This is a genomic window from Variovorax frigidus (assembly GCF_051216515.1).
In the GTDB taxonomy this organism is placed as follows: domain Bacteria; phylum Pseudomonadota; class Gammaproteobacteria; order Burkholderiales; family Burkholderiaceae_C; genus Variovorax.
The window spans coordinates 750,762-774,468 of record NZ_JBPJZF010000001.1 but is presented as its reverse complement, the minus strand read 5'-3'; the positions used below and the strand labels follow the sequence as shown (position 1 = coordinate 774,468).

24 protein-coding genes are annotated in these 23,707 nt (G+C 68.9%); 12 read left to right on the top strand and 12 right to left on the bottom strand.

Annotation, left to right across the window (positions count from 1 at the left end; translation table 11 throughout):
* The first annotated feature begins 23 nt into the window (after positions 1-23).
* The 3 genes from ACSFBC_RS03625 to ACSFBC_RS03615 are packed head-to-tail and all read left to right on the top strand — an operon-like array spanning position 24 to position 3,920.
* A complete protein-coding gene (locus tag ACSFBC_RS03625; RefSeq protein ID WP_435508930.1) occupies positions 24-683 on the top strand; it encodes a (2Fe-2S)-binding protein in 660 nt (219 codons plus the stop codon).
* The gene (locus ACSFBC_RS03620) at positions 676-1,671 is read left to right on the top strand and encodes an FAD binding domain-containing protein (protein WP_435508929.1); all 996 of its coding nucleotides are present in this window, start codon (positions 676-678) and stop codon (positions 1,669-1,671) included. The genes ACSFBC_RS03625 and ACSFBC_RS03620 overlap by 8 nt, the downstream gene beginning before the upstream one ends.
* 2 nt (positions 1,672-1,673) lie before the next feature.
* Positions 1,674-3,920, top strand: a complete 2,247-nt coding sequence (locus ACSFBC_RS03615; protein ID WP_435508928.1) for a xanthine dehydrogenase family protein molybdopterin-binding subunit — start codon at positions 1,674-1,676, stop codon at positions 3,918-3,920.
* Between the two features lie 19 nt (positions 3,921-3,939).
* Here the strand turns inward: ACSFBC_RS03615 and ACSFBC_RS03610 are convergent, their stop codons facing one another.
* The 3 genes from ACSFBC_RS03610 to ACSFBC_RS03600 all read right to left on the bottom strand — a co-directional run bounded on the left by ACSFBC_RS03610 (position 3,940) and on the right by ACSFBC_RS03600 (position 7,043).
* A complete protein-coding gene (locus ACSFBC_RS03610) occupies positions 3,940-5,367 on the bottom strand; it encodes a GTPase/DUF3482 domain-containing protein (protein ID WP_435508927.1) in 1,428 nt (475 codons plus the stop codon).
* A 2-nt stretch (positions 5,368-5,369) separates the two neighbouring features.
* Entirely contained in the window at positions 5,370-6,767 is a 1,398-nt protein-coding gene (locus tag ACSFBC_RS03605; RefSeq protein ID WP_435508926.1) for a DUF2868 domain-containing protein, read from the bottom strand.
* Between the two features lie 144 nt (positions 6,768-6,911).
* Positions 6,912-7,043 carry a hypothetical protein gene (locus ACSFBC_RS03600; RefSeq protein ID WP_435508925.1) on the bottom strand — a complete coding sequence of 44 codons (132 nt, stop codon included), beginning with the start codon at positions 7,041-7,043 and terminating at the stop codon, positions 6,912-6,914.
* Positions 7,044-7,148: 105 nt separating this feature from the next.
* Here ACSFBC_RS03600 and ACSFBC_RS03595 point away from each other — a divergent pair, with 105 nt between their 5' ends.
* Entirely contained in the window at positions 7,149-7,772 is a 624-nt protein-coding gene (locus ACSFBC_RS03595; RefSeq protein ID WP_435508924.1) for a hypothetical protein, read from the top strand.
* Positions 7,773-7,797: 25 nt separating this feature from the next.
* Here the strand turns inward: ACSFBC_RS03595 and ACSFBC_RS03590 are convergent, their stop codons facing one another.
* The 3 genes from ACSFBC_RS03590 to ACSFBC_RS03580 form a co-directional block, all read right to left on the bottom strand.
* A complete protein-coding gene (locus ACSFBC_RS03590) occupies positions 7,798-9,627 on the bottom strand; it encodes an ABC transporter ATP-binding protein (RefSeq protein ID WP_435508923.1) in 1,830 nt (609 codons plus the stop codon).
* Positions 9,628-9,741: 114 nt separating this feature from the next.
* On the bottom strand, positions 9,742-10,884 hold the full coding sequence (locus ACSFBC_RS03585) for a zinc-binding dehydrogenase (protein WP_435508922.1): 1,143 nt from the start codon (positions 10,882-10,884) through the stop codon (positions 9,742-9,744).
* Positions 10,885-10,934: 50 nt separating this feature from the next.
* A complete protein-coding gene (locus ACSFBC_RS03580) occupies positions 10,935-11,834 on the bottom strand; it encodes a LysR family transcriptional regulator (RefSeq protein WP_435508921.1) in 900 nt (299 codons plus the stop codon).
* Between the two features lie 92 nt (positions 11,835-11,926).
* Between ACSFBC_RS03580 and ACSFBC_RS03575 the strand changes: the two genes are divergently transcribed.
* Entirely contained in the window at positions 11,927-12,760 is an 834-nt protein-coding gene (locus ACSFBC_RS03575) for a DODA-type extradiol aromatic ring-opening family dioxygenase (protein WP_435508920.1), read from the top strand.
* A gap of 179 nt (positions 12,761-12,939) precedes the next feature.
* Here ACSFBC_RS03575 and arsH read toward each other — a convergent pair whose 3' ends face one another.
* From arsH to ACSFBC_RS03545, 6 genes are read right to left on the bottom strand one after another with little or no spacing between them, the layout of a single operon-like run.
* Positions 12,940-13,674 (bottom strand): arsenical resistance protein ArsH, encoded by a 735-nt coding sequence (arsH, locus tag ACSFBC_RS03570; RefSeq protein WP_435508919.1) that lies wholly within the window; start codon positions 13,672-13,674, stop codon positions 12,940-12,942.
* Complete coding sequence (arsC, locus tag ACSFBC_RS03565) at positions 13,643-14,074, bottom strand: arsenate reductase (glutaredoxin) (RefSeq protein ID WP_435508918.1); 432 nt, start codon at positions 14,072-14,074, stop codon at positions 13,643-13,645. Before arsC ends, arsH begins: the two co-directional genes overlap by 32 nt.
* A 32-nt stretch (positions 14,075-14,106) precedes the next feature.
* Complete coding sequence (locus ACSFBC_RS03560; RefSeq protein ID WP_435508917.1) at positions 14,107-15,387, bottom strand: arsenic transporter; 1,281 nt, start codon at positions 15,385-15,387, stop codon at positions 14,107-14,109.
* Positions 15,388-15,445: 58 nt separating this feature from the next.
* Positions 15,446-15,931: an arsenate reductase ArsC gene (locus ACSFBC_RS03555; protein WP_435508916.1), complete on the bottom strand. Its 486-nt coding sequence runs from the start codon at positions 15,929-15,931 to the stop codon at positions 15,446-15,448.
* Positions 15,928-16,428 (bottom strand): arsenate reductase ArsC, encoded by a 501-nt coding sequence (locus tag ACSFBC_RS03550; RefSeq protein WP_435509259.1) that lies wholly within the window; start codon positions 16,426-16,428, stop codon positions 15,928-15,930. Before ACSFBC_RS03550 ends, ACSFBC_RS03555 begins: the two co-directional genes overlap by 4 nt.
* 52 nt (positions 16,429-16,480) lie before the next feature.
* A complete protein-coding gene (locus ACSFBC_RS03545) occupies positions 16,481-16,807 on the bottom strand; it encodes an ArsR/SmtB family transcription factor (protein WP_435508915.1) in 327 nt (108 codons plus the stop codon).
* Between the two features lie 359 nt (positions 16,808-17,166).
* Between ACSFBC_RS03545 and ACSFBC_RS03540 the strand changes: the two genes are divergently transcribed.
* From ACSFBC_RS03540 to ACSFBC_RS03510, 7 genes are all read left to right on the top strand, one after another.
* Entirely contained in the window at positions 17,167-18,534 is a 1,368-nt protein-coding gene (locus tag ACSFBC_RS03540; protein ID WP_435508914.1) for an LLM class flavin-dependent oxidoreductase, read from the top strand.
* A 67-nt stretch (positions 18,535-18,601) separates the two neighbouring features.
* Complete coding sequence (locus tag ACSFBC_RS03535; RefSeq protein ID WP_435508913.1) at positions 18,602-19,171, top strand: carboxymuconolactone decarboxylase family protein; 570 nt, start codon at positions 18,602-18,604, stop codon at positions 19,169-19,171.
* Positions 19,171-20,406: an ABC transporter substrate-binding protein gene (locus tag ACSFBC_RS03530; RefSeq protein ID WP_435508912.1), complete on the top strand. Its 1,236-nt coding sequence runs from the start codon at positions 19,171-19,173 to the stop codon at positions 20,404-20,406. Before ACSFBC_RS03535 ends, ACSFBC_RS03530 begins: the two co-directional genes overlap by 1 nt.
* Complete coding sequence (locus ACSFBC_RS03525) at positions 20,406-21,206, top strand: ABC transporter ATP-binding protein (RefSeq protein ID WP_435508911.1); 801 nt, start codon at positions 20,406-20,408, stop codon at positions 21,204-21,206. The genes ACSFBC_RS03530 and ACSFBC_RS03525 overlap by 1 nt, the downstream gene beginning before the upstream one ends.
* Positions 21,207-21,935, top strand: a complete 729-nt coding sequence (locus ACSFBC_RS03520) for an ABC transporter ATP-binding protein (protein ID WP_435508910.1) — start codon at positions 21,207-21,209, stop codon at positions 21,933-21,935.
* The gene (locus ACSFBC_RS03515; protein WP_435508909.1) at positions 21,932-22,792 is read left to right on the top strand and encodes a branched-chain amino acid ABC transporter permease; all 861 of its coding nucleotides are present in this window, start codon (positions 21,932-21,934) and stop codon (positions 22,790-22,792) included. Before ACSFBC_RS03520 ends, ACSFBC_RS03515 begins: the two co-directional genes overlap by 4 nt.
* Complete coding sequence (locus ACSFBC_RS03510; RefSeq protein WP_435508908.1) at positions 22,789-23,673, top strand: branched-chain amino acid ABC transporter permease; 885 nt, start codon at positions 22,789-22,791, stop codon at positions 23,671-23,673. Before ACSFBC_RS03515 ends, ACSFBC_RS03510 begins: the two co-directional genes overlap by 4 nt.
* Positions 23,674-23,707: the final 34 nt, after the last annotated feature.

Here is a 23,707-nt window from a genome sequence, read left to right as displayed (position 1 = left end):
ATTCTCTCCCCAGAAAGCCCACGATGAACGACACCCCGACATGGCGCGCGGCCGGCGGTCAGCCCGCGCTCAGCAGGCGCACCTTCATGATGACCACGGCAGCCGGTGCCGGCGCGGCCGCTGCTTCCAGCGCGATCGCCGTGACGGGCGATGCCGCCGTGCAGCCCAACCCGCACACCGGCTCGCAGGCCACGCGCGTCACCGTCAACGGCAAGCTGCACGCGCTGATACTGGAACCCCGGGCCTCGTTGCTCGACGTGCTGCGCGAGCAACTGGGTCTCACCGGCGCCAAGAAGGGCTGCGACCACGGCCAGTGCGGCGCCTGCACGGTGCACATCGACGGACGCCGCGTTGCGTCGTGCCTCACGCTCGCGGTGAAGGCCGATGGCTGTGCGGTCACCACCATCGAAGGCATCGAGGCGGCCGACGGCACGTTGCACCCCATGCAGCAGTCCTTCATCGACCACGACGCGCTGCAATGCGGCTACTGCACGCCGGGCCAGGTGATGGCGGCGATTGCCTGCGTGCGCGAAGGCCACGCCACCAGCGACGCGCAGATCCGCGAGTACATGAGCGGCAACATCTGCCGCTGCGGTGCCTATGCAGGCATCCTCGAGGCGATCCGCGAGGCCGCGCCCCGGATGACGCAGATGCGCCGCATGGAGGGCCGCGGCCATGCATGACTTCGCCTACCTCCGACCGCGCAGCACCGGTGAGGCCGTGCACCTGCTCGCGCAACACCAGCCCGGCGCCCGCTACTTCGCGGGCGGCACCACGCTGTTCGACCTGATGAAGCTCGGCGTCGAAGCACCGGCCACGGTGATCGACATCACGCGCATCGAAGGGCTCGCCCGCATCGACACCGGCGACCGCGCGGAGCTGCGCATCGGCGCGCTGGCGGCGATGAGCGACGTGGCGGAGCACACCGTGGTGCAGCGCGAGTTTCCGGCGCTGTCGGAATCGCTCTGGAAGGCCGCCTCGCAGCAGCTGCGCAACATGGCGACCGTCGGTGGCAACCTGCTGCAGCGCACGCGCTGCGCCTACTTTCGCGGCGGCCCCGAGTTCGCCTGCAACAAGCGCGCGCCGGGCAGCGGCTGCGCGGCTCTCGGCGGCCAGAACCGCGGGCACGCGGTGCTCGGCGGCAGCGAGGCCTGCGTGGCGATCTACCCCGGCGACATGGCCATCGCGCTCACGGCCTTCGACGCGATGGTCGACACCGTGAGCCCGCGCGGCGAACGTTCGGTGCCGGTGCGCGAGTTGCACCGCGAGCCCGGCGCCACGCCGCACCTGGAGACGGTGCTGGCGGCCGACGAGCTGATCGTGCGCATCCGCATTCCGCGCGGGCCCGTCGGCCGCGCCTCGACGTACCACAAGATCCGCGACCGCGAGTCGTACGCCTTCGCGCTCGCCTCGGCGGCCGTGGCCGTGCACATACGCGGCCAGCGCGTGGCCGATGCGCGCATCGCGCTCGGCGGTGTCGCGACCCGGCCGTGGCGGGCCACCGAGGCCGAGCGCAGCCTGGTCGGGCTGCCGCTCACGCGCGCCGCCGCACGGCGCGCGGCCGAGCTGGCCTTCGCGGGCGCGAAGCCGCTCGAACACAACGCGTTCAAGGTGGCGCTCGGCATCGAGACGGTGACCGACGCGCTCATGCTGGCCAAGGACAGGAGCTGAAGATGGCAAACCCCACGATCGCGACGAAGAAGAACACGCCGCAGAACATCCCGCGTGCGGGCGCCGAACGCGTCGACGCGCGCGACAAGGTGCGCGGCGCCACGCGCTATGCGGCCGACGACGCGCGCCCCGGCCTGCTGCATGCCGCGCTGGTGCCCTCGCGCATCGCCTGCGGCACCGTCACGGGCATCGACACGGCGGCAGCGCAGCGGGTGCGCGGCGTGCGCAGCGTGCTCACGCACGAGAACGTCGGCACCTTCGACACCGGGGGCTTCCTGATGGGCGGTGGCTTCGGCTTTCAGAGCGTCTATCCGCTGCGCTCGGCGCAGATCGCCTACCGCGGCCAGAGCGTCGCGATGGTGGTGGCCGACACGCTCGAGGCGGCGCGCGAGGCCGCCGCGCTGGTGCGGGTCACGTACGACGCGATGCCGTTCGTGGCGACCCTCGACGCACCCGACGCCGAGCCGCTCGCGCAGACGGCGGTGCTGCCGCAGCCGATGTTCGCCGACCGCCGCGTGGGCGACCCGGAGGGCGCGCTGGCGGGCGCGGCCGTGACGCTGGACCTGCACTACACGCTGCCGGCCCAGCACCAGAACCCGATGGAGATCATCGCCACCGTGGCCGAGTGGAACGACGGCGTGCTCACCATCCGCGAGCCGACGCAGAATGCCGAGGGCGTGCGCCACGGCCTCGCGAAGCAGCTCGGCATCGAGCCGGCGAAGGTGCGCGTGCTGTCGCCCACGCTGGGTGGCGGTTTCGGCCAGAAGAACTCGCTGCAGTCGCACACCGCGCTGGTGGCGATCGCGGCGCGCACGCTGCAGCGGCCGGTGAAGCTGGTGATGACGCGCGCGCAGCTGTTCCACAACGCCAGCTTCCGCCCAGCCAGCCGGCATCGCGTGCGGCTCGGGGCGGACCGCAGCGGTCGGCTGCTGTCGGCGATCCACGAGATCGACCAGCAGACCTCGCGGCACGACCTGTTCCCCTCGATGGGCACCGAGATCACGTCGCGGCTCTACGGCATCTCCAACTTCCTGGGCCGCGAGCGGCTGGTGCGCACCGACGTGCAGACGCCGGGCTACATGCGCGCACCGTTCGAGCACCCGGCGGCCTTCGCCTTCGAGAGCGCCATCGACGAGATGGCCTATGCGCTGGCCCGCGACCCGGTGGCCTTCCGGCTCGCGAACGACGCCGCGGCCGATCCGCTCACAGGCAAGCCGTTTTCGTCGCGCCACGTGGCCGAATGCCTGGTCAAGGGCAGCGAGACCTTCGGCTGGGCCCGCCGCACGATGGCGCCGGGCTCGATGCGCGCGCCCGACGGCAGCCTGGTCGGCTGGGGCGTGGCGATCGGCACCTACAAGGCCGCCATGGCACCCGCCATCGCGACCGTGCGGCTCCACACCGACGGCGTGGTGCGCGTGGCGGTCGGTGGTCACGAGATGGGGCAGGGCATGCGCACGGCCATCGCGGTGACGGTGGCGCGTGCGCTCGGCGCACCGGTGGCTGCGATCGAGATCCTGCTCGGCGACACCGGCGCCGCGCCCCAGCATCTGACGGCCGGTTCCTGGGGCACGGCGACGGCGCTGCCGCCGGTGCTGGAAGCCGCGCAGCGGCTGATGGACGACCTGCGGCAGAACGCGGGCCGCACGGCGAGCGAAAGCGGTGTCACCGCGCTCGCCTTGCTGCGCGCATCCGGCCGCCCGTTTGCCCAGGCCGAGAGCCGCCGGCGTGCGCCGGGCCAGCCCGAGCAGGTGTTCGGCCGGCTGACCGGCGGGCTGCCGGCGGCCGCGGGGCCGGTGTACCCCGATTTCGTCGGCTTCAGCTTCATCGCGCATTTCGTCGAAGTGCGCATCGAGCCGACCACGCGCCGCATCCGCGTGCCGCGTGTGGTCAGCGTGGCGGACTGCGGCATCGTCGCCAGCCCGCGCACTGCGCGCAGCCAGGTCGAGGGCGGCGTGGTCTGGGGCATCGGCGCCGCGCTGCGCGAGGTGAGCGAGGTCGACCCGCGCTACGGCGGCTTCCTCAACGCCGATCTGGCGGAGTACGTGATGCCGGTGGCGGCGGACATCGGCCGCATCGAGGTCGATTTCGTCGGCAAGCCCGACACGCGACTCAATGCGATGGGCGTGAAGGGCCTGGGCGAGGTCGCGATGGTGGGCGTGGCGCCGGCCATCGTGAACGCGGTGTTCCACGCGACCGGCAAGCGCCTGCGCCGGCTGCCGCTGATGCTGGAGGACCTGTTGGAGACCTGAGCCTGGTCGCGGCCGGGCGTCAGGACGCGAAGGCGCGCTGCAGGGCGTGCGAGAGCTCGCCAACCAGCGCCTCGCGCTGCGGCGAGGCGCGCCGGAAGTGGCGGACCACGCCGCCGCGCGATTCCCATTCCGGATGGTTGCGTGCCGGCTGCGCGGCGCGCACCGCGGCCGTTGCGGCGCGGGTGGGCGCGTCGCCGTCCTTCGATGCCTCCGTGTCGATGCGCTGCGTGGCCGCATGGCCGCGCCGCTCCAGCGCCTGCGTGAGTTGCAACTGCCACGCGGCCAGCGCGAACAGCACGCCGTCTTCGACCGTGAGCTCGTGCACGTCGCGCAGCTTGTTGGCGAGCTTGCGGCCCAGCGGGCCCCAGCCTTGCGAGATCGCACCACCGATGGCGCCACCCAGCGCAGCGCCCGCGCCCAGCGAAAGACCGGCCAGTGCGAGGTCGGCGACCACGCCCACGGCGACGCCCACCGCGGCCCCCTTGCCCAGCCGCAGGCTCGCGTCCTTGAGCGCCTCGGGGCTGAAGAAATCCATCGACCAGCGGCCTTCGAGCAGCGGCAGCGCGGCCTCGGCCGCATCGCCTTCGCGGAAACCGTAGAGCGCGAGCAGGTCGGAGGTGCAGCGCTGCGCCTTGGCCGACACGGCCTGCTGCAAGGCCGCGATCTGCGGTGCGCGGCGCGCCGCATCTTCGAACTCGGCCGCGGGCAGCGTGCGACGCGTGGCGGCCACGTCGACCAGCAGTTCGGCGATGCGTGCGGCGGCCTCGTTGCGGCGCTGGGCAAATTCGCTGTCGAGCGCGGCGATCACGTCCTGCAGTTGCGCGCGGCGTTCGCGCAGCAGCGTGACCAGGTCCTGGTACAGATCGTGCTCGGCACCGACGAAAGGCGCGGCCGCATCGAAGCGCACCACCGCGTGCATGCCGTAGGCCGCGAGCAGCGTGCGCCATTCGGGCTCGCGTGCAGCGGCGTCGCGCACGAAGTTGAGCACCGGCAGCACCGGCCGCGCGCAGGAGCGCAGCAGCTCGATCTCGTCGCGGTACTTGGGCAGCACGGGTTCGCGCGCATCGATCACGAGGAAGGCGGCATCGACCTCCAGCAGCGTGCGCAGCACCTTGGCCTCCTGCTCGAAGCTGCCGCGCGCCTCGGGCCCTTCGAGGAAGCGGCGGATGCGCTCGGGCGGCGTGGGGGCATCACCGAGCTGCGCGATGTGTTCGCGCAGGCTCACCGCGTCTTCCAGCCCGGGCGTGTCGAAGAAGCGCACGGCCGCTTGGTCGCGCACCTTGAGTTCGATGCGTTCGACATGGCGCGTGGTGCCGGGACGCGTCGACACTTCGCCGAAATCGACGCGCCGGGTCAGCGTGCGCAACAGCGAGGTCTTGCCGGCATTGGTGTGGCCGACCACGGCGATGCGGATGGCGCTGTCTCCCGTGCGTTCGATGCTTTCCATGTTCACCATCCTGCCAGCGCGTCGGTCAGCCGCTCATGGGCGGCGATGCGCTCCAGGCCGGTGTCGCGCAGCCAATCGCGCCAGCGCCGGATGCCGGCCTCTGACACCATGGCGCTGCCGTCATCGGGCAGCAGCCATAGCCGGCATTCGCCACAGTGCGCGAGCAGCTCGCGCAGCAGGCGCTCGGTGCCGCGGTCGGGGCTGGCCGCCGCGCGGCAGGCCAGCAGCAGCGCGCGTGGTCGCAGCCGCGCCGCAGTGTCGAGCAGCGTGCGGCGCGCCTCGGCGCCGCCGTCGATGCGCAGCCACTGCGCTTCGGCGGGCAGGCCGGCCGGCGGCCAGGCGATGTCGGGCGGCAATTCGAAGCCGACGGCGATCAGCGCATCGCCGGTGTCGAGGGGGCGCAAGGGGGCTTGCGGATGCAAGGCACCGGGGTCGGCGTCGACGATGGCCGGGGGCGCCAGCGCATCGAAGCGCGCGGCCAACCGGCGGTAGTAGGGCGCATCGAGCGCAGGTTGCAGGCCGCGCCGGCGCCACTGCCACATCGCGGCGCTCCAGAGCAGAAGCAGCAGGCGCGGCAGCAGTCCGTAGACCACGATGCAGCCGGTGAGCCACAGCGCCCAACTGCGCTGGCCGACCGCATCGGCCATGCCGCCCGGTGCGAGCACGACGCCAGCATCGGGTGTTGCGAAGCCGAACCACGCGGGCAGTCGGCCCAGCGCCTGCACCGCCTGCAGGAAGAACTGCGGGTCGAGGATGGTCGTCTCCCAGTTCAGCGTGTAGCGGTGAAAGGCCAGCGCGAAGAGCAGGGCGCCCAGCACGACGACGAAGGACAGCGTCCAGATGCCATGGCTCACCAGCCCCAGCGCCCACGGCAGCAGGCGGGCGCGCGACAGCAGCCGCGTGGCGGCGCGCAACAGCACCGGGGCCTGGCCCTTGCGCCCGCCCGCGACGCGCGCCGTGAGCGTCATCCACAACCAGCCGAAAGACAGGCGCGGCGCCCGCAGGGGCAGCAGCAGGCCCACCAGCCAGGCCAGCAACGTCAGCAGATGAACGCCCAGCAGGCTGATCAGCGCCGCCATGATGTTGATGCGCCGCTCGGGGCCACCGACCACGCTGCCGGCCATGGCCAGGCCCGCGAGAACGATCACCAGCACCAGGCCCAGGCCGACCCAGGGCGCCCACAGGCGGGCGCGTGCGAGTTCGTGGGGAAGGCCGAGGCGCTGGCCCAGCAGCTGCGCGCGTTGGGCGATCCGGCCCGGGGTGTCAGATCGCCGGGCGAAGGCTTCGCGCATCGCCGCCGCATCGTCGAGCGGGCCGGCCTCCTCGATCAGCTGGACGGCTTCGGTGATCAGCGCATTCGGCGGCGGCGTGGTTGCGGGCGGGCGCGATGCGATGTTCAACGGCTTTTCTCGGTTCTTCTCGGACGCCGCGGCATGGGCGCGCGGCAGGGTGCGGGAAATTATGCCGTGCGCACCAACGCGAAGGGGCCGCGAACGGCCCCTTCGGATGGCCGGCCTTGCAGCCGGCGCTCTGGCGTATCGAGCTCAGCGCAGGCCGAAAAACGACAGCACTGCGACCACGACCACGACCAGACCGACGATATAGATGATGGAATTCACGCGAGGGCTCCTCTTTGTTGACAACAGCGACAGCCTCTCACGCAGCGGAATTTTCACTGTCGGCGGCCAGCGGCCTGTGCTGTAGGACGCACCGATCTTTGCGCGGAGGGCCCCGAGCCTGCCTTCAGAATCGGCGCTGATTTCACTCTCTCGCCGACCGACATGCCCACGTTTCGCCTTCGCTCCCTCCTCTTCCTGTGCGGCCTGGCCTCTGCCGGCCTTTGCACGGCGGCCGACCCGGCCAGCGACGACACCCGCCAGGCCCGCCTGTTCATCGACGCCGCCGGGCAAGCCCAGTTCGAGCCGCCCGCGGGCTGGAAGCCGTTGTCGACCGCCGAGGGGGAGGGCAAGCGCTTCTTTTTCTACAGCTACGCGCTGCCCGGCGTGAAGGGCGCGCGTGCGGTGGCCCGTGTCTCGCTGAAGCCGGTGTCGCGATCGGTGCGGCTCGCCGACCTGACGCCCGAGGAGCAGAAGGTGGCCGAACGCGCCAGCAGCGCCGCCATCGAAGACATGCAGCGCGAGGTCAACGCCATGCCCGGGCTCGACTTTCTCGCGGGAGGCACGCAGTACATCTACACGGCGCTCGAGGACGGCAAGCGCTTCCACTATTCGCAGTTCATCAACGTGAAAGGCGTGACCCGGAAAGACCAGGCGCTGCGGCCGGCGGTCGCGATTGGGCTGCGCTGCCGCAACGCGATCGCCGAGGGTGCACCCGGCGCGGCCAAGGCGGCCGAGGCGCTGGAGGCGAGCTGCTACCAGACGATGCTCGGACTGCGGACGCAGTAGCAGCGGGCCCGAGGCGCAGCGGGCTTCACTGCTCGCCCAGGAACCCGCCGCTCTGGTGCGCCCAAAGGCGGGCATAGAGCCCGCCCTGGGCCAGCAGGGTGGCGTGGTCGCCTTCTTCGACGACCTTGCCTTCGTCGAGCACGATCAGGCGGTCCATGGCGGCGATGGTCGAGAGCCGGTGGGCGATCGCGATCACGGTCTTGCCCTCCATCAAGCGGTACAGGCTGGCCTGGATCGCGGCCTCGACCTCGGAGTCGAGTGCGCTGGTGGCTTCGTCGAGCAGCAGGATCGGCGCGTCCTTGAGCATCACGCGCGCGATGGCGATGCGCTGGCGCTGGCCGCCCGAGAGCTTGACGCCGCGTTCGCCCACGTGCGCCTCGTAGCCGCTGCGGCCCTTGGCGTCGCCCAGTGAATCGATGAAGGCCTGCGCCTCGGCGCGCTCGGCGGCTTCGCGGATCTCGTCGTGCGGCGCATCGGGCCGCCCGTAGGCGATGTTGTCGGCCACCGAACGGTGCAGCAGCGAGGTGTCCTGCGTGACCATGCCGATGTGCTTGCGCAGCGAGTCCTGCGTGACCTGCGCGATGTCTTGGCCGTCGATCAGGATGCGGCCGCTGTCCAGGTCATGGAAGCGCAACAGCAGGTTCACCAGCGTCGACTTGCCGGCGCCCGAGCGACCGACCAGGCCGATCTTCTCGCCGGGGCGCACCGTCAGCGTCATGTCGTCGATCACGTTCGGGCGGCCCTCGCCATAGCGGAAACTCGCATGCTCGAAGCGCACCTCGCCACGCGGCACGGCCAGCGCCGGCGCGGCCGGCGCGTCGACCACGGTGCGCGGGCGCGACAGCGTCTTCATGCCGTCCTGCACTGTGCCGATGTTTTCGAACAGGCTGGTCATCTCCCACATGATCCAGTGCGACATGCCCTGCAGCCGCAGCGCCATCGCGGTGGCCGCGGCCACCGTGCCGACGCCGACCACGCCGCGCGACCACAGCCACAGCGCCATGCCTGCCATGCCGGCGGTGAGCGCCATGCTCAGGATGTGGTTGGTGATTTCGAAGGCGCTCACCAGGCGCATCTGGGCCTGGCCCGTGGCCTGGAATTCCTGCATCGCCGAGCGCGCGAAGCCGGCTTCGCGCTGCGTGTGCGAGAACAGCTTGACGGTGGCGATGTTGGTGTAGGCATCGGTGATGCGCCCGGTCATGAGGGCGCGCGCATCGGCTTGCGCCTTGCCGATCTTGCCCAGGCGCGGCACGAACCACGCGAGCTGCACGAAGTAGAGCAGCAGCCAGACCACGAAGGGCAGCATCAGCGAGGTGTCGAGCACGGCCGCCAGCACGATCAGCGTGGCGACGTAGACACCCATCGCCACCAGCACGTCGGCCAGCACGAAGATCGTGTCGCGCACCGCGAGCGCGGTCTGCATCACCTTGGCCGTGATGCGGCCGGCGAACTCGTCCTGGTAGAAGGCCATGCTCTGGCCGAGCATCAGCCGGTGGAAATTCCAGCGCAGCCGCATCGGCAGGTTGATGGCCAGCGTCTGGTGCTTGACGATGGTCTGCAGGCTCACCACCACGATGCTCGCGACCAGCGCCGCGCCCAGCCACATCAGCGTGGTGCCGCGGTCCTGCCACAGGCGCTCGGGCACCTGGCCGCCGAGCCAGTCGACGATGCGGCCCAGCATGGCGAACAGCAGGGCCTCGAAGGCCGACATGACGGCGGTGAGCGCCGCCATCGCGCCGATCTTGCCGCGCGTGCCCTTGGTGCAGGCCCAAAGGAAGGCGAAGAAGCCGTCGGGCGGCGGCACGGGTTCGGCGGCGGGGTAGGGCTGGAGAAGTCTTTCGAAGAAACGGAACAAGGCAGGCGGTCTTTCAAGTGGAAAAAGGCGCCAGGCGCCTTTTCGAGAGGGCTCCACTGTACCGGGCGCCCGGGGCCCGCGTGCGCGTCAGGACTTTGTTTACGCTGCCGCCGGTCAGCGTAGGTGCGGACGCACCAGGAATTTCTCGCCGGTCGCGCGCTGGTTGTAGCGCGCAATGGCGGCCGGCGAGAGCACCTCGGTCAGCGACAACTCGCCCGCGTAGCGGCTGGCGAAGGTGGTCTTGAGTTCGGCGGCCACGCGCTGCTTGAGCACCTGCGCGGCGGCGGGCCCGATCTTCTGCAGGAAGGGAAACAGCAGCCAGCCGCCCATGCCCCAGGCCATGCCGAAGCTGCGGTTGAAGGTGGTGGGCCGAACGTCGAGGCCGCCGTAGAGATAGACCTGCTTGTGCGTGCTCGAGCCGTAGCGGTTGTAGACCTTGGCCGTGCGGGCGATCGCAGCCTCCATGCACGAGAGGATCTGGCCGGCCAGCGGTCCGCCGCCGGTGGCATCGAAGGCCAGCGTGGCGCCGGTCGCGGCCAGCGCATCGGTCAGGTCCGCGAGGAAGGTCGGGGCACTGCTGTCGCACACATGGGTCGCGCCCATGGCCTCGAGCAGCGCCACCTGTTCGGGCTTGCGCACGATGTTGACCAGGGCCACGCCGTCGGCCAGGCAGATGCGCTGCAGCATCTGGCCCAGGTTCGAGGCGGCGGCGGTGTGCACCAGCGCGGTGTGCCCTTCACGCTTCATGGTCTCGACCATGCCGAGCGCGGTCAGCGGGTTGACGAAGGACGAGGCGCCTTCGGCCGCCGTGGCGTCGTCGGGCAGCAGCAGGCACTGGTCGACCGGGACCGCGCGGAACTGCGCATACATCGCGCCGCCCAGCACTGCGACAGTCTTGCCGAGCAGCGCCTGGGCCGCGGGGGACTGGCCGGCGTCGATCACCACGCCCGCGCCCTCGTTGCCCACGGGCATCGATTCGTCGAGCCGCGCGGCCATGGCCCGCATCCCGGCCTCGGGGATCCGGGCGGTGAGCAGCGGACGCTCGGCCGTGCCGCCTGCCACCGCGGTCTCCAGGTCGGCGGTGCCGAAGAGCAGGCCCAGGTCCGAGGGGTTGAGCGGGGCGGCTTCGATGCGCACCAGCACCTCATTGTCGGCCACGGCGGGGATGGGGAGTTCGGCGAGCGAAAGCTCCAGTTCGCCGCTGCGTTTGACCAGCGAGCGGAGTTGAAGGGCGGTGCGGGGAATGTCGAGGGCCATGGAGCCTCCAGGAAGGAATGAGCGGGCGCCAGTTTAGGACGCCGTGGCGCTCAGGCCGTGTCGCCGTCGCGGCACAGGGCCTGGCCCAGGTGGTCGATGAAGCTGCGCAGCTTGGGTGCCATGTACTGCCGGCTGGTATAGACCGCGAACAGCGTGACGGGCTGGGCGCTGTACTCGGGCGTCACGCGCACCAGCGTGCCGGCCGCCAGGTCGTCGTCGACCAGCCACTCGGGCAGGAAGGACATGCCCAGGCCTGCGCGCACCGCATGCAGCGTGAGCGTGGTGTCGTCCGAGCGCAGGACAGGGTTCAGCCGCAGCGGTGCCTGCCGGCCGCCGGGCCCCTTGAGCGACAAGCCCTCGATGTTCACATAGCTGGGCACGATGGCGCCGAGCCGGGCCAGCTCCGAGGGGAGCGAGGGCGTGCCGGCGCGCGCCAGCAGCGCGGGCGTGGCGACCAGGTGGAACTGCACGCGGCACAGGCGGCGCGCGATCAGCGCCGGGGAGGGCTCCTGCGTGGCGCGCAAGGCCAGGTCGTAGCCGTCGGCCGCGAGGTCGACCTTGCGGTTTTCCAGGTGCATGTCGACCAGCACCTCGGGAAAGGCCGCGTGGTAGCCGGCCAGCACGCGCGCGAAATGCGGGGTGGCGCACCACACCGGCGCGCTCACCTTCAACTGGCCGCGCGGCGCGTCGTTCTTGCGGCCGATCGCGGCCTCGGCCGCGTCCAGCAGGTCGAGCGCCAGCCCGCTCTGCGCGTACCAGGATTCGCCCGCCTCGGTCAGGCTCAGGTGCCGGCTGGTGCGGTTCAGCAGCCGCGCGCCCAAAGACTTCTCCAGCTGCGCGACATGCTTGCTGGCCATCGGGGCCGAGATGCCCAGACGGTCGGCCGCGGCGGTGAAACTGCCCGCGTCCACCACGTCGCGGAACACCCGGAGGCTGGTCATGCGGTCCATCGATGATTTCCTGTGGAGAAACGAATCGTTGAATCCTAGCCTATCGATTTCCTGTGGAGAAATCTCTAGACTCGTGGCAAAGGAGCACTTCCATGACCCCCACGACTTCCACCGACCGACTGCTGCCCACCTACTTCATCTCGCACGGTGGCGGCCCGTGGCCGTGGATGAAGAAGGAGATGGGCAATGCCTATGCGCAGCTCGAAGCCTCGCTGGCGGACATCCCGCGCCAGATCGGCCGCGCGCCGCGCGCCATCCTCATGGTGTCGGCGCACTGGGAGATGCCCGCCTTCACCGTGCAGGGCCACCCCAAGCCGCCGATGATCTACGACTACGGCGGCTTCCCGGCCCACACCTACCGGGTGCACTACGACGCGCCGGGTTCGCCCGAGGTGGCGCAGCGCGTGATGGCGCTGCTCGAGGCCGCGGGCCTGCCGGCCGCAATCGACCCCGAGCGCGGCTTCGACCATGGCGCCTTCTCGCCGATGGCGGCCATCTACCCGAAGGCCGACGTGCCCATGGTCCAGCTGTCGCTAAAGCGCGGCCTCGACCCGGCCGAGCACCTCGCGCTGGGCCGCGCGCTGGCGCCGCTGCGCCGCGAAGACGTGCTGATCGTCGGCAGCGGCCTGAGCTATCACAACCTGCGCAACTTCGGCCCGCAGGCCAGTGAGGTGTCGAAGGCCTTCGACGACTGGCTCGACACCGCGGTGGTGGGCGCGACGCCGGCCGACCGCGTCGCGCATCTGCTCGACTGGGCCTCGGCCCCTTCGGCCCGCATCGCACATCCCCGCGAGGAGCACCTGATCCCGCTGATGGTCGCGGTCGGCGCGGCCGAAGCCGAAGCGGGCGAACGCGTCTATCACGAGCAAGCCTTCATGGGCGGGATCGCGGTGTCGAGCTTCCGCTTTGGCGCCGCACAGGGCTGAGGCGGCGACGGTCCTGTCCGGCACTGGAGGGCACACCGGTGTCAATGCCCGCCTGCGGGATGGCGTGGCCACGCATGGATCGGATGAGCCCGGCATCGCGGGCAGGTCGTACGACGATGCCCAGGCCGGCGTCTGCGTGATGCCCAAGGCAACGACGACAGAGCGGCCGGACAGAGGCATCAGATCGATCGCTGGTTGACCCGCTTGGAAAGTTGCTCGGCGCTCTCCCTGCGCTCGCTGTAGCGGTCCACCAGGTAGGCGGCCGAGTCGCGCGTGAGCAAGGTGAACTTCACCAATTCCTCCATCACGTCGACCACCCGCTCGTAGTACGAAGATGGCTTCATGCGGCCCGCATCGTCGAACTCCATGAAGGCCTTCGCGACGGACGACTGGTTCGGGATGGTGACCATGCGCATCCAGCGCCCGAGCACCCGCAGCTGGTTGACGGCATTGAAGGACTGTGAGCCGCCCGACACCTCCATCACCGCGAGCGTCTTGCCCTGCGTGGGCCGCACCGCGCCCATGGCCAACGGAATCCAGTCGATCTGCGCCTTCATGATGCCGGTCATGGCGCCGTGGCGCTCGGGCGAGGTCCAGACCATGCCTTCGGACCATTGCGCCAGGTCGCGCAGTTCCTGCACCTTCGGATGGTCCTCGGGCGCGTCGTCCGGCATCGGCAAGCCCCGCGGGTCGAAGATGCGTGCTTCCGCGCCGAGGGCCTGCAGCAGACGTGCCGCTTCCTCGGTCAGCAACCGGCTGTATGAACGCTCGCGCAGCGAGCCGTAGAGCAGCAGGATGCGCGGCGGGTGCGTGGCGCGTTCGGTCGGATGCAGGCGTTCCGGATCGGGCTGGTGAAAGAGCCCCGCGTCGATGTTGGGGAGCTCAGGGCTTGACGACACGCTGCCCCTTCGCATCGACTACGGCCTCGCCGTCTTCCTTGGTGAAGGCGCCCTGTTGCGGCTGCGGCAGGATGTCGAGCACGGCTTCCGAAGGGCGGCAAAGTCGTGTGCCGAGCGGCGTGACCACGATGGGTCGGTTGATGAGGATCGGGTGCTGCAGCATGAAGTCGATGAGCTGCGCATCGGTCCACTTCGGGTCGCCCAGGCCGAGCGCGTCGTACGGTGTGCCCTTCTGCCGCAGCACGTCGCGCACCGGCACGCCCATCGCCGTCGTCAACCGGACGAGCGTCGCTCGATCCGGTGGATTCTTCAGGTATTCGATCACCTCCGGCGCCTCGCCGGTGTTGCGGATGAGCGCGAGCACGTTGCGGGAAGTACCGCAGTCGGGGTTGTGATAGATGGTGATGTGGGTCATGGGATCAGGAATAAAAGTTGCAGGGCATCGGCTCAGCTCAGGCGCAGGGCGAGCGCAGCCAAGGTCACGAAGAGCACCGGCACGGTCAGCACGATGCCGACCTTGAAGTAGTAGCCCCAGGCGATCGTCGTTCCCTTCTTGGCCAGCACATGCAGCCAGAGCAGCGTCGCCAGGCTGCCGATGGGCGTGATCTTCGGGCCGAGGTCGCAGCCGATGACGTTGGCATAGATCATGGCTTCCTTCACTACGCCGGTCGCAGAGGAGGCGTCGATCGACAGGGCACCAATCAACACGGTCGGCATGTTGTTCATCACGGAGGACAGCAGCGCCGTGAGGAAGCCGGTGCCCATCGCCGCGCCCCAGACGCCGCTCTGCGCAAAGATGTTCAACAGGCCGGCGATGCGATCGGTCAGGCCCGCGTTCCGCAGGCCGTAGACCACCAGGTACATGCCCAGCGAGAAGATAACGATCTGCCAGGGCGCGCCGCGCAGGACCTTGCGCGTGCTGATCACGTGGCCGCGCGCAGCGACGGCAAGCAGCAGCGCGGCACCGACGGCGGCGACTGCGCTCACCGGCACACCCAGTGGCTCCAGGCCAAAGAATCCGACCAGCAGGAGGACGAGCACGACCCAGCCAGCGCCGAAAGTTGCTCGATCCCTGATCGCGGCCGAGGGCGTTTTGAGCTGAGCCACATCGTAGGTGGCGGGGATGCCACGGCGGAAGTACAGCATCAGCACGACCAGGCTGGCCAGCACCGAGGCCACGTTGACCGGGACCATCACCGCTGCGTAGTCGTCGAAGCCGATCTTGAAGAAATCGGCCGAGACGATGTTCACCAGGTTCGAGACGATCAGCGGCAGGCTGGCGGTGTCGGCGATGAAGCCGGCGGCCATCACGAAGGCCAGCGTCGCGGCCGGCGTGAAGCCCAGGGCGATGAGCATGGCCATCACGATCGGCGTCAGGATCAACGCAGCGCCGTCATTGGCGAAAAGCGCCGACACGGCGGCACCGAGCAAGACGATGAAGGCGAAGAGAAGGCGCCCCCGGCCGCCGCCCCAGCGCGCGACGTGCAACGCCGCCCATTCGAAGAAGCCGGCCTCGTCGAGCAGCAGGCTGATGATGATCACGGCCACGAAGGTGGCGGTGGCGTTCCAGACGATGCCCCAGACGACGGCGATGTCGCCGAGGTGAACGACACCCAGGAGCAGCGCGATCACGGCCCCGAGCGATGCGCTCCTGCCGATGCCCAGACCTCGCGGCTGCCAGATGACCAGCACGAGCGTGAAGATGAAGATGAGGATGGCGGCCAGCATGGAAGCTTCTGGTTGGGACTGAAGGAAAAAGAGACCGAGCTGGAGGCCCGGTCTGAACTCAAAGCGCTGCGAGAGCGGCCCGCAATTGGGCGTCGTCCAGCGATTCGAAAGGCACTTGCGCGAGCTGGCGCATGCGCTCGCCGACAGCCTGCCGGGTGGCTTCGAATGCAGCGCGCTTCTCGTCGGCGTTCGCACCGACGTTGGACGGATCCGGGTAGCCCCAGTGGATCTTGACCGGCGCGCCCGGCCAGTAGGGGCAGATCTCCTGCGCGGCACTGTCGCAGACAGTGATGACCACGCGCATCTGCGGCGCGTCCGGCTCTGTGAACTCGTCCCAGCTCTTGCTGCGATAGCTGGATGTGTCGATGCCCGCAGCCTGCAGCACCTCGATGGCCGTCGGATTGATGCGCCCGCTCGGGGCGCTGCCGGCGCTGTAGGCCTGCACCTCCACGCCGAGTTGCTTCGCCCAATGGTTCAGCATGCCCTCGGAGAGCACGCTGCGCGCCGAATTGTGGGTGCAGAGAATCAGAATGTTTGTCGTCACTGGCGAGTCCCGATCTCACGCACTTCACGCTGGATCGCCATGCGCTCCAGCTTGTCCATGGGCAGGGACAACATGAACTCGATGCGGCGTTTGAGCGTCACGGCCGTGTCCATGAAGGCGCGCTTCTTTTCTTCCTCGGTGCCTTCCACGGCAGCCGGGTCCGGCAGACCCCAGTGCGCGGTGATCGGCTGGCCCGGCCACACCGGGCACATCTCTCCCGCGGCCTGGTCGCAGACGGTGATCACGAAATCCATCGGCGCTGCGCCTTCCTTGGCGAACTCGCCCCAACTCTTGCTGCTGTAGCCACCGTCTGCGATGTGGAGCGTGCGCAGTGTTTCCAGGGCCAAGGGATTCACCGCACCCTTGGGATGGCTGCCTGCGGAAAAGGCCTTGAACCGGCTGCTCCCAAGTTGATTGAGCAAGCCTTCGGCAATGATGGAGCGAGCCGAGTTGCCGGTACAGATGAACAGCACGTTGTGAAGAGGGGCAGTCATGATGGTCAGTGGGTTGGGGAATTTCGAGCGCCAGGGGGATCGAAGGACGACCTGCTCAGGGCGAACAAGCCAGCGAGCCATCCGAGGCCACGCAAGCCTCGCCTTGGCAGCAGTTTTCCGTGAGGTAGCCAAGCAGGGCCGTCATCTGCTCGAACGCAGCGCGGTAGATGAGGTGGCGGCCCTGACGTTCTTGCGTCACAAGGCCGGCGTGCGTCAGCTCCTTGAGATGGAACGACAGGCTCGTGGCGGGTACGCCGATCGCCTCGACGAGCGCACCCGGCGTCAGCCCCTCCTGGCCCGCCACGACCAGGGAGCGAAAGACCTGCAAGCGCATCGGCTGCGCCAAGGCCGCAAGAAAACGAACGACATCGGTTGATTCCATTATTCAATGATAGTTGAATAATTGGAAGAAAAATGAAGTTTTTGTGACACCTTGGCGGCTCAAGAGCGGCATTCACCGATGTCGCTTTTGGCCGAGGCGGTGTGAAAACCCGCGAAGTTGATGTCCCATGGCGGTGCCCGGCAAGTCCGTGCGCGCCCTCCATCGTCGCATCCCTCCAAACCAGTTTTCGAGCACAAAAGCGGGACTCGCGCTTATTCGTTTTTCTTCTGCCCTTGCTACAAATGGGCGCAAGGCGAAGCCCTCTGCAGACTTTTGCGCGGACAGAATCAGGGGTTTCCACGACGAAGATGGCTCGTTGCCAGCAGAAGCCCGGCGACATCGGGCCGGCAAGTTTCCCGATGACCCAAGAAATTCGCCTCAATGCTTTCATGATGAATTGCATTGGGCACCTGGCCCCCGGCCAGTGGCGCGGTGCGCAGGACCAGTCGACCCGCTACCTCGATCCCGACCATTGGATCGGCTTGGCCACCCTGCTCGAAAAAGGGCTGTTCGACGCCTTGTTCCTCGGCGACGTGATCGGTGTCTACGACGCCGACGGCGCCTCTCCCGATGCAGCCCTGCGGCACGCCGCGCAGGTGCCGATGAACGATCCGTTTCCGCTGATCCCGCTGATGTCGCACGCCACCCGCCACCTGGGTTTCGGCGTCACGGCCTCGGTCACCTATGAGCCGCCCTACCTGCTGGCGCGACGCCTGACGACGCTGGACCACCTGACGCAGGGGCGTGTCGCATGGAACATCGTGACCTCCTACCTGCGCAGCGGTGCGGCGAGCCTGGGCCACACGGCACTGGTCCCGCACGACGAGCGCTACGACAGGGCCGATGACTTCCTTGCGCTTTGCTACAAGCTCTGGGAAGGCAGTTGGGAGGAGGGGGCCGTGCTCCGCGACGCGGAGCGCGGCATCTATGCCGACCCGGGCCGCATCCATGCAGTGTCCCATGACGGGCCCTACTTCCAGTCGCATGGTGTCTACCAGTGCGAGCCCTCGCCGCAGCGCACGCCGCTGCTGTTCCAGGCCGGCGGCTCGGCGCGAGGCACGCTGTTCGCGGCGCGCCATGCGGAATGCATCTTCGTGGGCGCACCGACGCGCGAAGGCGTGCGCCGCACCGTCGCGAACATCCGCCGGCAGCTGGAACTGCAAGGCCGCGCCCCCGACAGCGTGCGCATCTTCGCCATGTTCACGGTCATCGTCGACGCGACCTCCCAACGCGCGCAGTCGCGTTTCGAGGCCTACCGTGAGCGCGCCACGCACGAAGGCGCGCGGGCCCTGCTGTCGGGCTGGACGGGCGTCGATCTGTCGCGCTACCAGCCGCACGACACCTTGACCTACGTGGACACCGAAGCCGGGCAGTCGGCGCTGGCATCGTTCAGCAAGCTGGACCCGCGGCGCACCTGGACCGTGAAGGACGCGGTGGATTTCGTCGCCATCGGAGGACGGGGGCCGGTGGTCGTGGGCAACGCGCAGGACGTGGCCGACGAGCTGCAATCGTGGGTGGAGGAAACCGGCATCGACGGCTTCAACCTGGCCTATGTCGAGTCGCCCCGGACCTTCGAGGACATCGTCGAGTTCCTGATCCCCGAATTGCAGGCGCGCGGTGCCTACAAGAAGTCCTACGAGGCCGGAACCTTGCGCGAGAAGCTGCTGAAGCAAGGCCCGGGCCTCGCCGACAACCACGTCGGCGCCGCCGCTCGCCGGCGCGCCTGAGCACCGACCCTCGGCGGCCGCGCGCCGCCGACTTTCCTTCCTCCGAAATCTTTTCGAAAGCACCGACATGCCCAGAGTTTCCGAACTGGACCCCGCGTCCTTCGACCCGCAGTTCAAGGATCTGTTCGAGCGCTTCACCGGCGGGGGCACCACCTTCGCCGACCAGTTCTCCGTGATGGCCCATGTGCGCCCCGCGGCCGAACACCTGTTTGCCATGCTGCTCGAACTCAAGGCGCGCGAGGGTGTGTCCTATCGCTATGTCGAGATGGCTATCGTGGTGGTGTCCTTGCTCAACCAGTGCACCTACTGCGTCGACAACCATGCGCCGCGCCTGTCGGTGGAGGGCATTTCGCGCGAGGGCGCATTGAACCTGCTCGACTTCGCCGAGCACCCCGAGCTGACGCCGGTCGACAAGGTGGTCGTCGAATACGCGATCGCGGTCACGCAGGCACCGCAACGCATCCGCGATCAGCTCATGACCCGTCTTCGCGCGCATTTCAGCGAGGCCCAGGTGGTCGAGCTGACGCTGCGCATTTCCCTGTGCGGTTTCTTCAACCGCTTCAACCAGGCCCTTCAGATCGGAGAGGAAGACACCGCCGTGCCGACCGCCGAAGTTTCGTCCCCGAGGAGTATTTGATGACCCGTTTTCACCCCCTCTCGCGCCGTACCGCGCTGGCGCTCGCCGCCGGCGGCCTCGCACTGCTGGCCGCGCCGCATGCCGCCCTGGCCCAGTCCGCCGCCGAGCCCATCCGCATCGGCGTGCTCGTGCCGCTGAGCGGTGGCGGCGGTGCCTACGGCGCCGGCATGGCGGACGCCGCGAAGAAGGCCGCCGAGTACATCAACACCGAAGCCGGTGGCGTGCTCAACGGCCGCAAGCTGGAGATCGTGATCGAGGACGACGAGAGCAATCCGACGGCCGGCGTCGCCGCGACGCGCAAGCTGCTCGAAGTGTCCAAGGTGTCGGCCATCGTCGGTCTGTGGAGCAGCGCGGTCGCCATGGCGGTCAAGCCGCTGACCATCGAGAAGGGCATCCCGCTGCTGGTGACCGGCTCGGGCGACGAGGTGACGCAGGGCGACAACAAGGGGCTGGTCTGGCGCTTCCAGGCCACCGGCCGCGACTGGGGCCAGGTCTTCGCACGCGCCGTGGCCAAGGACGGCGCACGCAAGGCTTCGCTGCTGGTGCTGCAGACACCGTTCACGCTCAGCATGGTCCAGCCCTTCGTCAACGAGTTCAAGAAAGGCGGTGGCGAGATCCTCGACATCGTCTACTACAACCCGAACCAGCCTTCGTACCGTGCCGAGGTGGAAAAGGTGTTCGCCAAGAACCCCGATGCGGTGTTCCTGCCCAGCTACCTGCCCGATCTTTCCGCGGTCACGCGCGAGGTCTACCGCGGCGGCTTCACCAGCAAGATCTACGCGAACTCTTCGGCGGCGGACGCCGAGGGCGCCTTCGTGAAGAACGTTGGCAAGGCCGTGGCCGAAGGCATTCATCACGTGCAATCGATTCCGCCCAAGGACTCGACGGCCTACAAGACCTTCGCCAGCCGCGCCGGCATCGCGCCGAACACGCTGGCGATCTTCCCGTCCAACGTGTGGGATGAAATCTCCGTGCTCGCGCTGGCCATCGAGAAGTCGGGCAGCGCCGATCCCAAGGTGTTCTCCAAGTCGATCCTCCAGGTGGCCAACGGCGTCGGCACCAAGGTCGAGAACCCGGTCGACGGCCTCAAGGCCCTGCGCGCCGGAAAGGCCGTGGCCTACAGCGGCGCCGGTTCGCAGTTCACCTTCACGCCCACGGGCGACCAGCTCAATCGCGAGTTCGGCCACTTCGTGATCCGCAACGGCGTGAACGCGCTGGTGGACGTGCTCAAGTAATGGGGGCTGCCGTCATCGAACGCGGGGCCGGTGCCACGGCGCCGCACGCCCGGCTGGTCGCGCGGGACGTGTCCCTGGCCTTCGGCGGTGTGTCCGCCTTGCGCCTGGCGACGCTGGCCATCGCGCCGTCGCGCATCACCGGCATCGTCGGTCCGAACGGTGCTGGCAAGTCGACGTTGTTCAATGTGCTGGCCGGCACGCTGCAGCCCGACCAGGGGCAGGTGCTGTTCGATGGCGAAGACATCACCGGGCTGGCCGTGCACCGCCGCGCACAGCGTGGCATCGCACGCACCTTCCAGCTGTCCAGGGAGCTCGACAGCCTCACGGTGCTCGAGAACCTGTTGCTGGCCGCGCCCGCGCATCCGGGCGACACGCTGCGCGCGGTGTTCCTCGGCCGCGGCAAGGTGCGTCGTGCCGAAGGGCAGGCCAGCGAGCGTGCCGTGGCCCTGCTCGATCGCGTGCGGTTGACCCGGCTGCTCGACGAGCCCGCGGGCAGCCTGTCGGGCGGCCAGAAGAAGCTGCTCGAGCTGTGCCGCGCGCTGATGCGCGATCCCGCGGTCATCCTGCTGGACGAACCGGCCGCGGGCGTGAACCCGGCCTTGATCGACGAACTGGTCGATTTCATCCGCACGCTGCGCGACGAAGGCATGACCTTCGCCATCGTCGAGCACAACATGGAGATGATCGCCGCGCTGTGCGACACCGTCTATGTGCTGGCCGAGGGCACCGTGTTGACGCAAGGCAGCTTCGCCGAAGTCACGGCCGACACGCGCGTGCAACAGGCCTACCTGGGGGGCTGAATGACTGCATCGCTTTCGATCGACAAGCTTCACGCCGGCTACCACGGCAAGAACATCCTGCACGGGGTCTCGCTGGAACTGCCCGCGGGCGGCGCCCTGACCATCATCGGCCCGAACGGCTCCGGCAAATCGACCTTGCTCAAGGCGGTGGTCGGGCTGCTGCCACCATCGGAGGGCCGCTTGCTGCTCGCCGGGCAGGACATCAGCCGCCTGAGCGCACCCGCACGGGCGCAGCGCGGCATGGCCTACGTGCCGCAGGAAGACAACGTGTTCCGCAACATGGATGTGGCGGACAACCTGCGCATGAGCGGCGAATTCCTGCAGTCCACGCGCGCCGCATCCTCCCTGCGCGCGCGCACCGACGCCATGCTGGACCTGTTCCCCGAACTGCGGCCGCATCTCCGAACCTCGGCGGGCCTGCTCAGCGGCGGACAGCGCCAGATGGTGGCGATGGCGTCCGCGCTGATGCAGTCGCCTTCGCTGCTGGTGCTCGACGAGCCCTCGGCAGGCCTGTCGCCACGCAATGCCGAGCTGCTGTTCGTGGCCATCCGCCGCATCCGCCAGACCGGCGTCACGCTGCTGATGATCGAGCAGAACGTGAGGCTCGGCCTGTCCGTGGCCGACACCGGCCTGGTGCTGGTGGCCGGCAAGGTGCGGCGGCTGGGCGCCGCCGATGAACTTGCAGCCGATCCCCGCCTGCACCACCTCTATCTGGGAAGCGGCCAATGATGCAGCTCTTGTTCAATGGCCTGGTCTCCGGCATGTTGGTGGCCTTGCCCGCGTTGGCGCTGGCCCTCACGTTCAGCGTGTTGCGCTTCGCCAATTTCTCCATCGGCGCCATGCTCACGGTCGGGGCGTACCTGATCTATTGGTGCAACACGGCCTGGGGCCTGAACCTGCTGTGGGCCGCGGTCGTGGGCACCGGCCTGGCCGCGCTGCTGGCCGCCGCGATCGATCTCGTCGTGTACCGGCCCTTGCGTGATCGCTCCACGATCACCCTGCTGGTGGCCTCGATGGGCGTGTCCTTCGTGCTCGAGAACGCGGTGAGCTTCCTTGCGGGCAACACACCGGTCGGCTATGCGGTCGACGTGGCGCGCCCGCTGCGTTGGGCCGGGCTGCGGGTCAACCACGAGCAGCTGCTGGGAGCCGGCGTGAGTCTGGCCAGCCTGGTGGTCATCGGCCTGATCTTCGGCTACACCCGGCTCGGCCGCGCCATGCGGGCGGTGGCCGACAACCCGTCGCTGGCGGCCACGCGCGGGGTCTCCCGCCAACGCGTGGCCACCCTCACCTGGTTGCTGTCGGGCGCGCTGGCGGCCATTGCCGGCATGCTGATCGGGCTGGACACCACGCTCGATCCGCAGATGGGCTGGAACTACGTGCTGCCGGTCTTCGCGGCGGCGATTCTCGGCGGGCTGACGCACCCGCTGGCCGCGATCCCGGGCGCGCTCGTGATGGGCGTGTTCGCCGAACTCTCGACCTTGGTGCTGCCGCCGCACTACCGCACGCTGGTCGCCTTCGTGGTGCTCAGCCTGCTGCTGGTCGTCAGGCCTTCGGGCTTGCTGGGCAGGAAGTGGGTCCATAAATGACGACGTATCTTTTCTCCATCCTCGTTCTGGTGACCCTCGCCAGCCTGGCGGGCCTGGCGCTCAACATGCAGTGGGGCCTGACGGGCCTGGTCAACTTCGGCCTGTTCGGTTTCTACATGCTGGCGGCTTACCTGTGTGCGCAGATGGCGACGCGACTGCACTGGAATCCCTGGCTGGCCATGATCGCCGCCATCGCGTTGACGGCCTTGGCGAGCGCGCTGGTGAGCCTGATCTCGATCCGCCTGTCGGAGGACTATCTCGCCATCGTCACCCTGGGTTTTGCCGAGAGCCTGAAGCTCGTGATCACCCACGAGTCCTGGCTCACGCGAGGCAGCCTGGGCATCTCCGCGATTCCGCGGCCGGTGGAGAACGACACGGCCTTCCTTCTGCTGGCGGTGGCCCTGCTGGCGCTGGTGTTCATCGTGTTCGAAATCGTGGCCCGCTCGCCCTTGGGGCGCACGGCCCGGGCGCTGCGCGACGACCCCGTGGTGGTCGCGACGCTGGGCAAGAACGTGCTCGGCCTGCGGCTCAAACTCTTCGCACTGGGCGGCGTGGCCGTGGGCGTCGCGGGTTGCCTGCATGCCTTCTACTACCGCTACATCGACCCCACGCAGTTCGGTCCGATCATCACGGCCTATGCCTTCATGGCCGTCATCATCGGCGGGCGCGGCAGCAACCGCGGCGTGCTGCTGAGCGCGGGCACCGTGATCCTGCTGCTGGAAGGCACGCGCTTTCTCAGCGACTACGTGTCGTGGCTCAGCCCCAGCCAGCTGGCCTCGTTGCGCCTGATGCTGATCGGCGTCGGACTGATCCTGATGCTGATCTACAAGCCCCAGGGAATGACCCGGGAGTACCGGCTGCGCAGCGGGCGTTCGGCCTGAGCGCGCGCAGGCGATGTCCTTGGAAGGCGCGGGC

What these genes read in the sequence shown, in the direction of transcription:
- ACSFBC_RS03625 (WP_435508930.1), top strand. Translation starts at nt 24, where the DNA reads ATGAACGACACCCCGACATGGCGCGCGGCCGGCGGTCAGCCCGCGCTC.
- ACSFBC_RS03620 (WP_435508929.1), top strand. Translation starts at nt 676, where the DNA reads ATGCATGACTTCGCCTACCTCCGACCGCGCAGCACCGGTGAGGCCGTG.
- ACSFBC_RS03615 (WP_435508928.1), top strand. Translation starts at nt 1,674, where the DNA reads ATGGCAAACCCCACGATCGCGACGAAGAAGAACACGCCGCAGAACATC.
- ACSFBC_RS03610 (WP_435508927.1), bottom strand. Translation starts at nt 5,367, where the DNA reads ATGGAAAGCATCGAACGCACGGGAGACAGCGCCATCCGCATCGCCGTG.
- ACSFBC_RS03595 (WP_435508924.1), top strand. Translation starts at nt 7,149, where the DNA reads ATGCCCACGTTTCGCCTTCGCTCCCTCCTCTTCCTGTGCGGCCTGGCC.
- ACSFBC_RS03585 (WP_435508922.1), bottom strand. Translation starts at nt 10,884, where the DNA reads ATGGCCCTCGACATTCCCCGCACCGCCCTTCAACTCCGCTCGCTGGTC.
- ACSFBC_RS03580 (WP_435508921.1), bottom strand. Translation starts at nt 11,834, where the DNA reads ATGGACCGCATGACCAGCCTCCGGGTGTTCCGCGACGTGGTGGACGCG.
- ACSFBC_RS03575 (WP_435508920.1), top strand. Translation starts at nt 11,927, where the DNA reads ATGACCCCCACGACTTCCACCGACCGACTGCTGCCCACCTACTTCATC.
- arsH (WP_435508919.1), bottom strand. Translation starts at nt 13,674, where the DNA reads ATGCGAAGGGGCAGCGTGTCGTCAAGCCCTGAGCTCCCCAACATCGAC.
- arsC (WP_435508918.1), bottom strand. Translation starts at nt 14,074, where the DNA reads ATGACCCACATCACCATCTATCACAACCCCGACTGCGGTACTTCCCGC.
- ACSFBC_RS03560 (WP_435508917.1), bottom strand. Translation starts at nt 15,387, where the DNA reads ATGCTGGCCGCCATCCTCATCTTCATCTTCACGCTCGTGCTGGTCATC.
- ACSFBC_RS03545 (WP_435508915.1), bottom strand. Translation starts at nt 16,807, where the DNA reads ATGGAATCAACCGATGTCGTTCGTTTTCTTGCGGCCTTGGCGCAGCCG.
- ACSFBC_RS03540 (WP_435508914.1), top strand. Translation starts at nt 17,167, where the DNA reads ATGACCCAAGAAATTCGCCTCAATGCTTTCATGATGAATTGCATTGGG.
- ACSFBC_RS03535 (WP_435508913.1), top strand. Translation starts at nt 18,602, where the DNA reads ATGCCCAGAGTTTCCGAACTGGACCCCGCGTCCTTCGACCCGCAGTTC.
- ACSFBC_RS03530 (WP_435508912.1), top strand. Translation starts at nt 19,171, where the DNA reads ATGACCCGTTTTCACCCCCTCTCGCGCCGTACCGCGCTGGCGCTCGCC.
- ACSFBC_RS03525 (WP_435508911.1), top strand. Translation starts at nt 20,406, where the DNA reads ATGGGGGCTGCCGTCATCGAACGCGGGGCCGGTGCCACGGCGCCGCAC.
- ACSFBC_RS03520 (WP_435508910.1), top strand. Translation starts at nt 21,207, where the DNA reads ATGACTGCATCGCTTTCGATCGACAAGCTTCACGCCGGCTACCACGGC.
- ACSFBC_RS03515 (WP_435508909.1), top strand. Translation starts at nt 21,932, where the DNA reads ATGATGCAGCTCTTGTTCAATGGCCTGGTCTCCGGCATGTTGGTGGCC.
- ACSFBC_RS03510 (WP_435508908.1), top strand. Translation starts at nt 22,789, where the DNA reads ATGACGACGTATCTTTTCTCCATCCTCGTTCTGGTGACCCTCGCCAGC.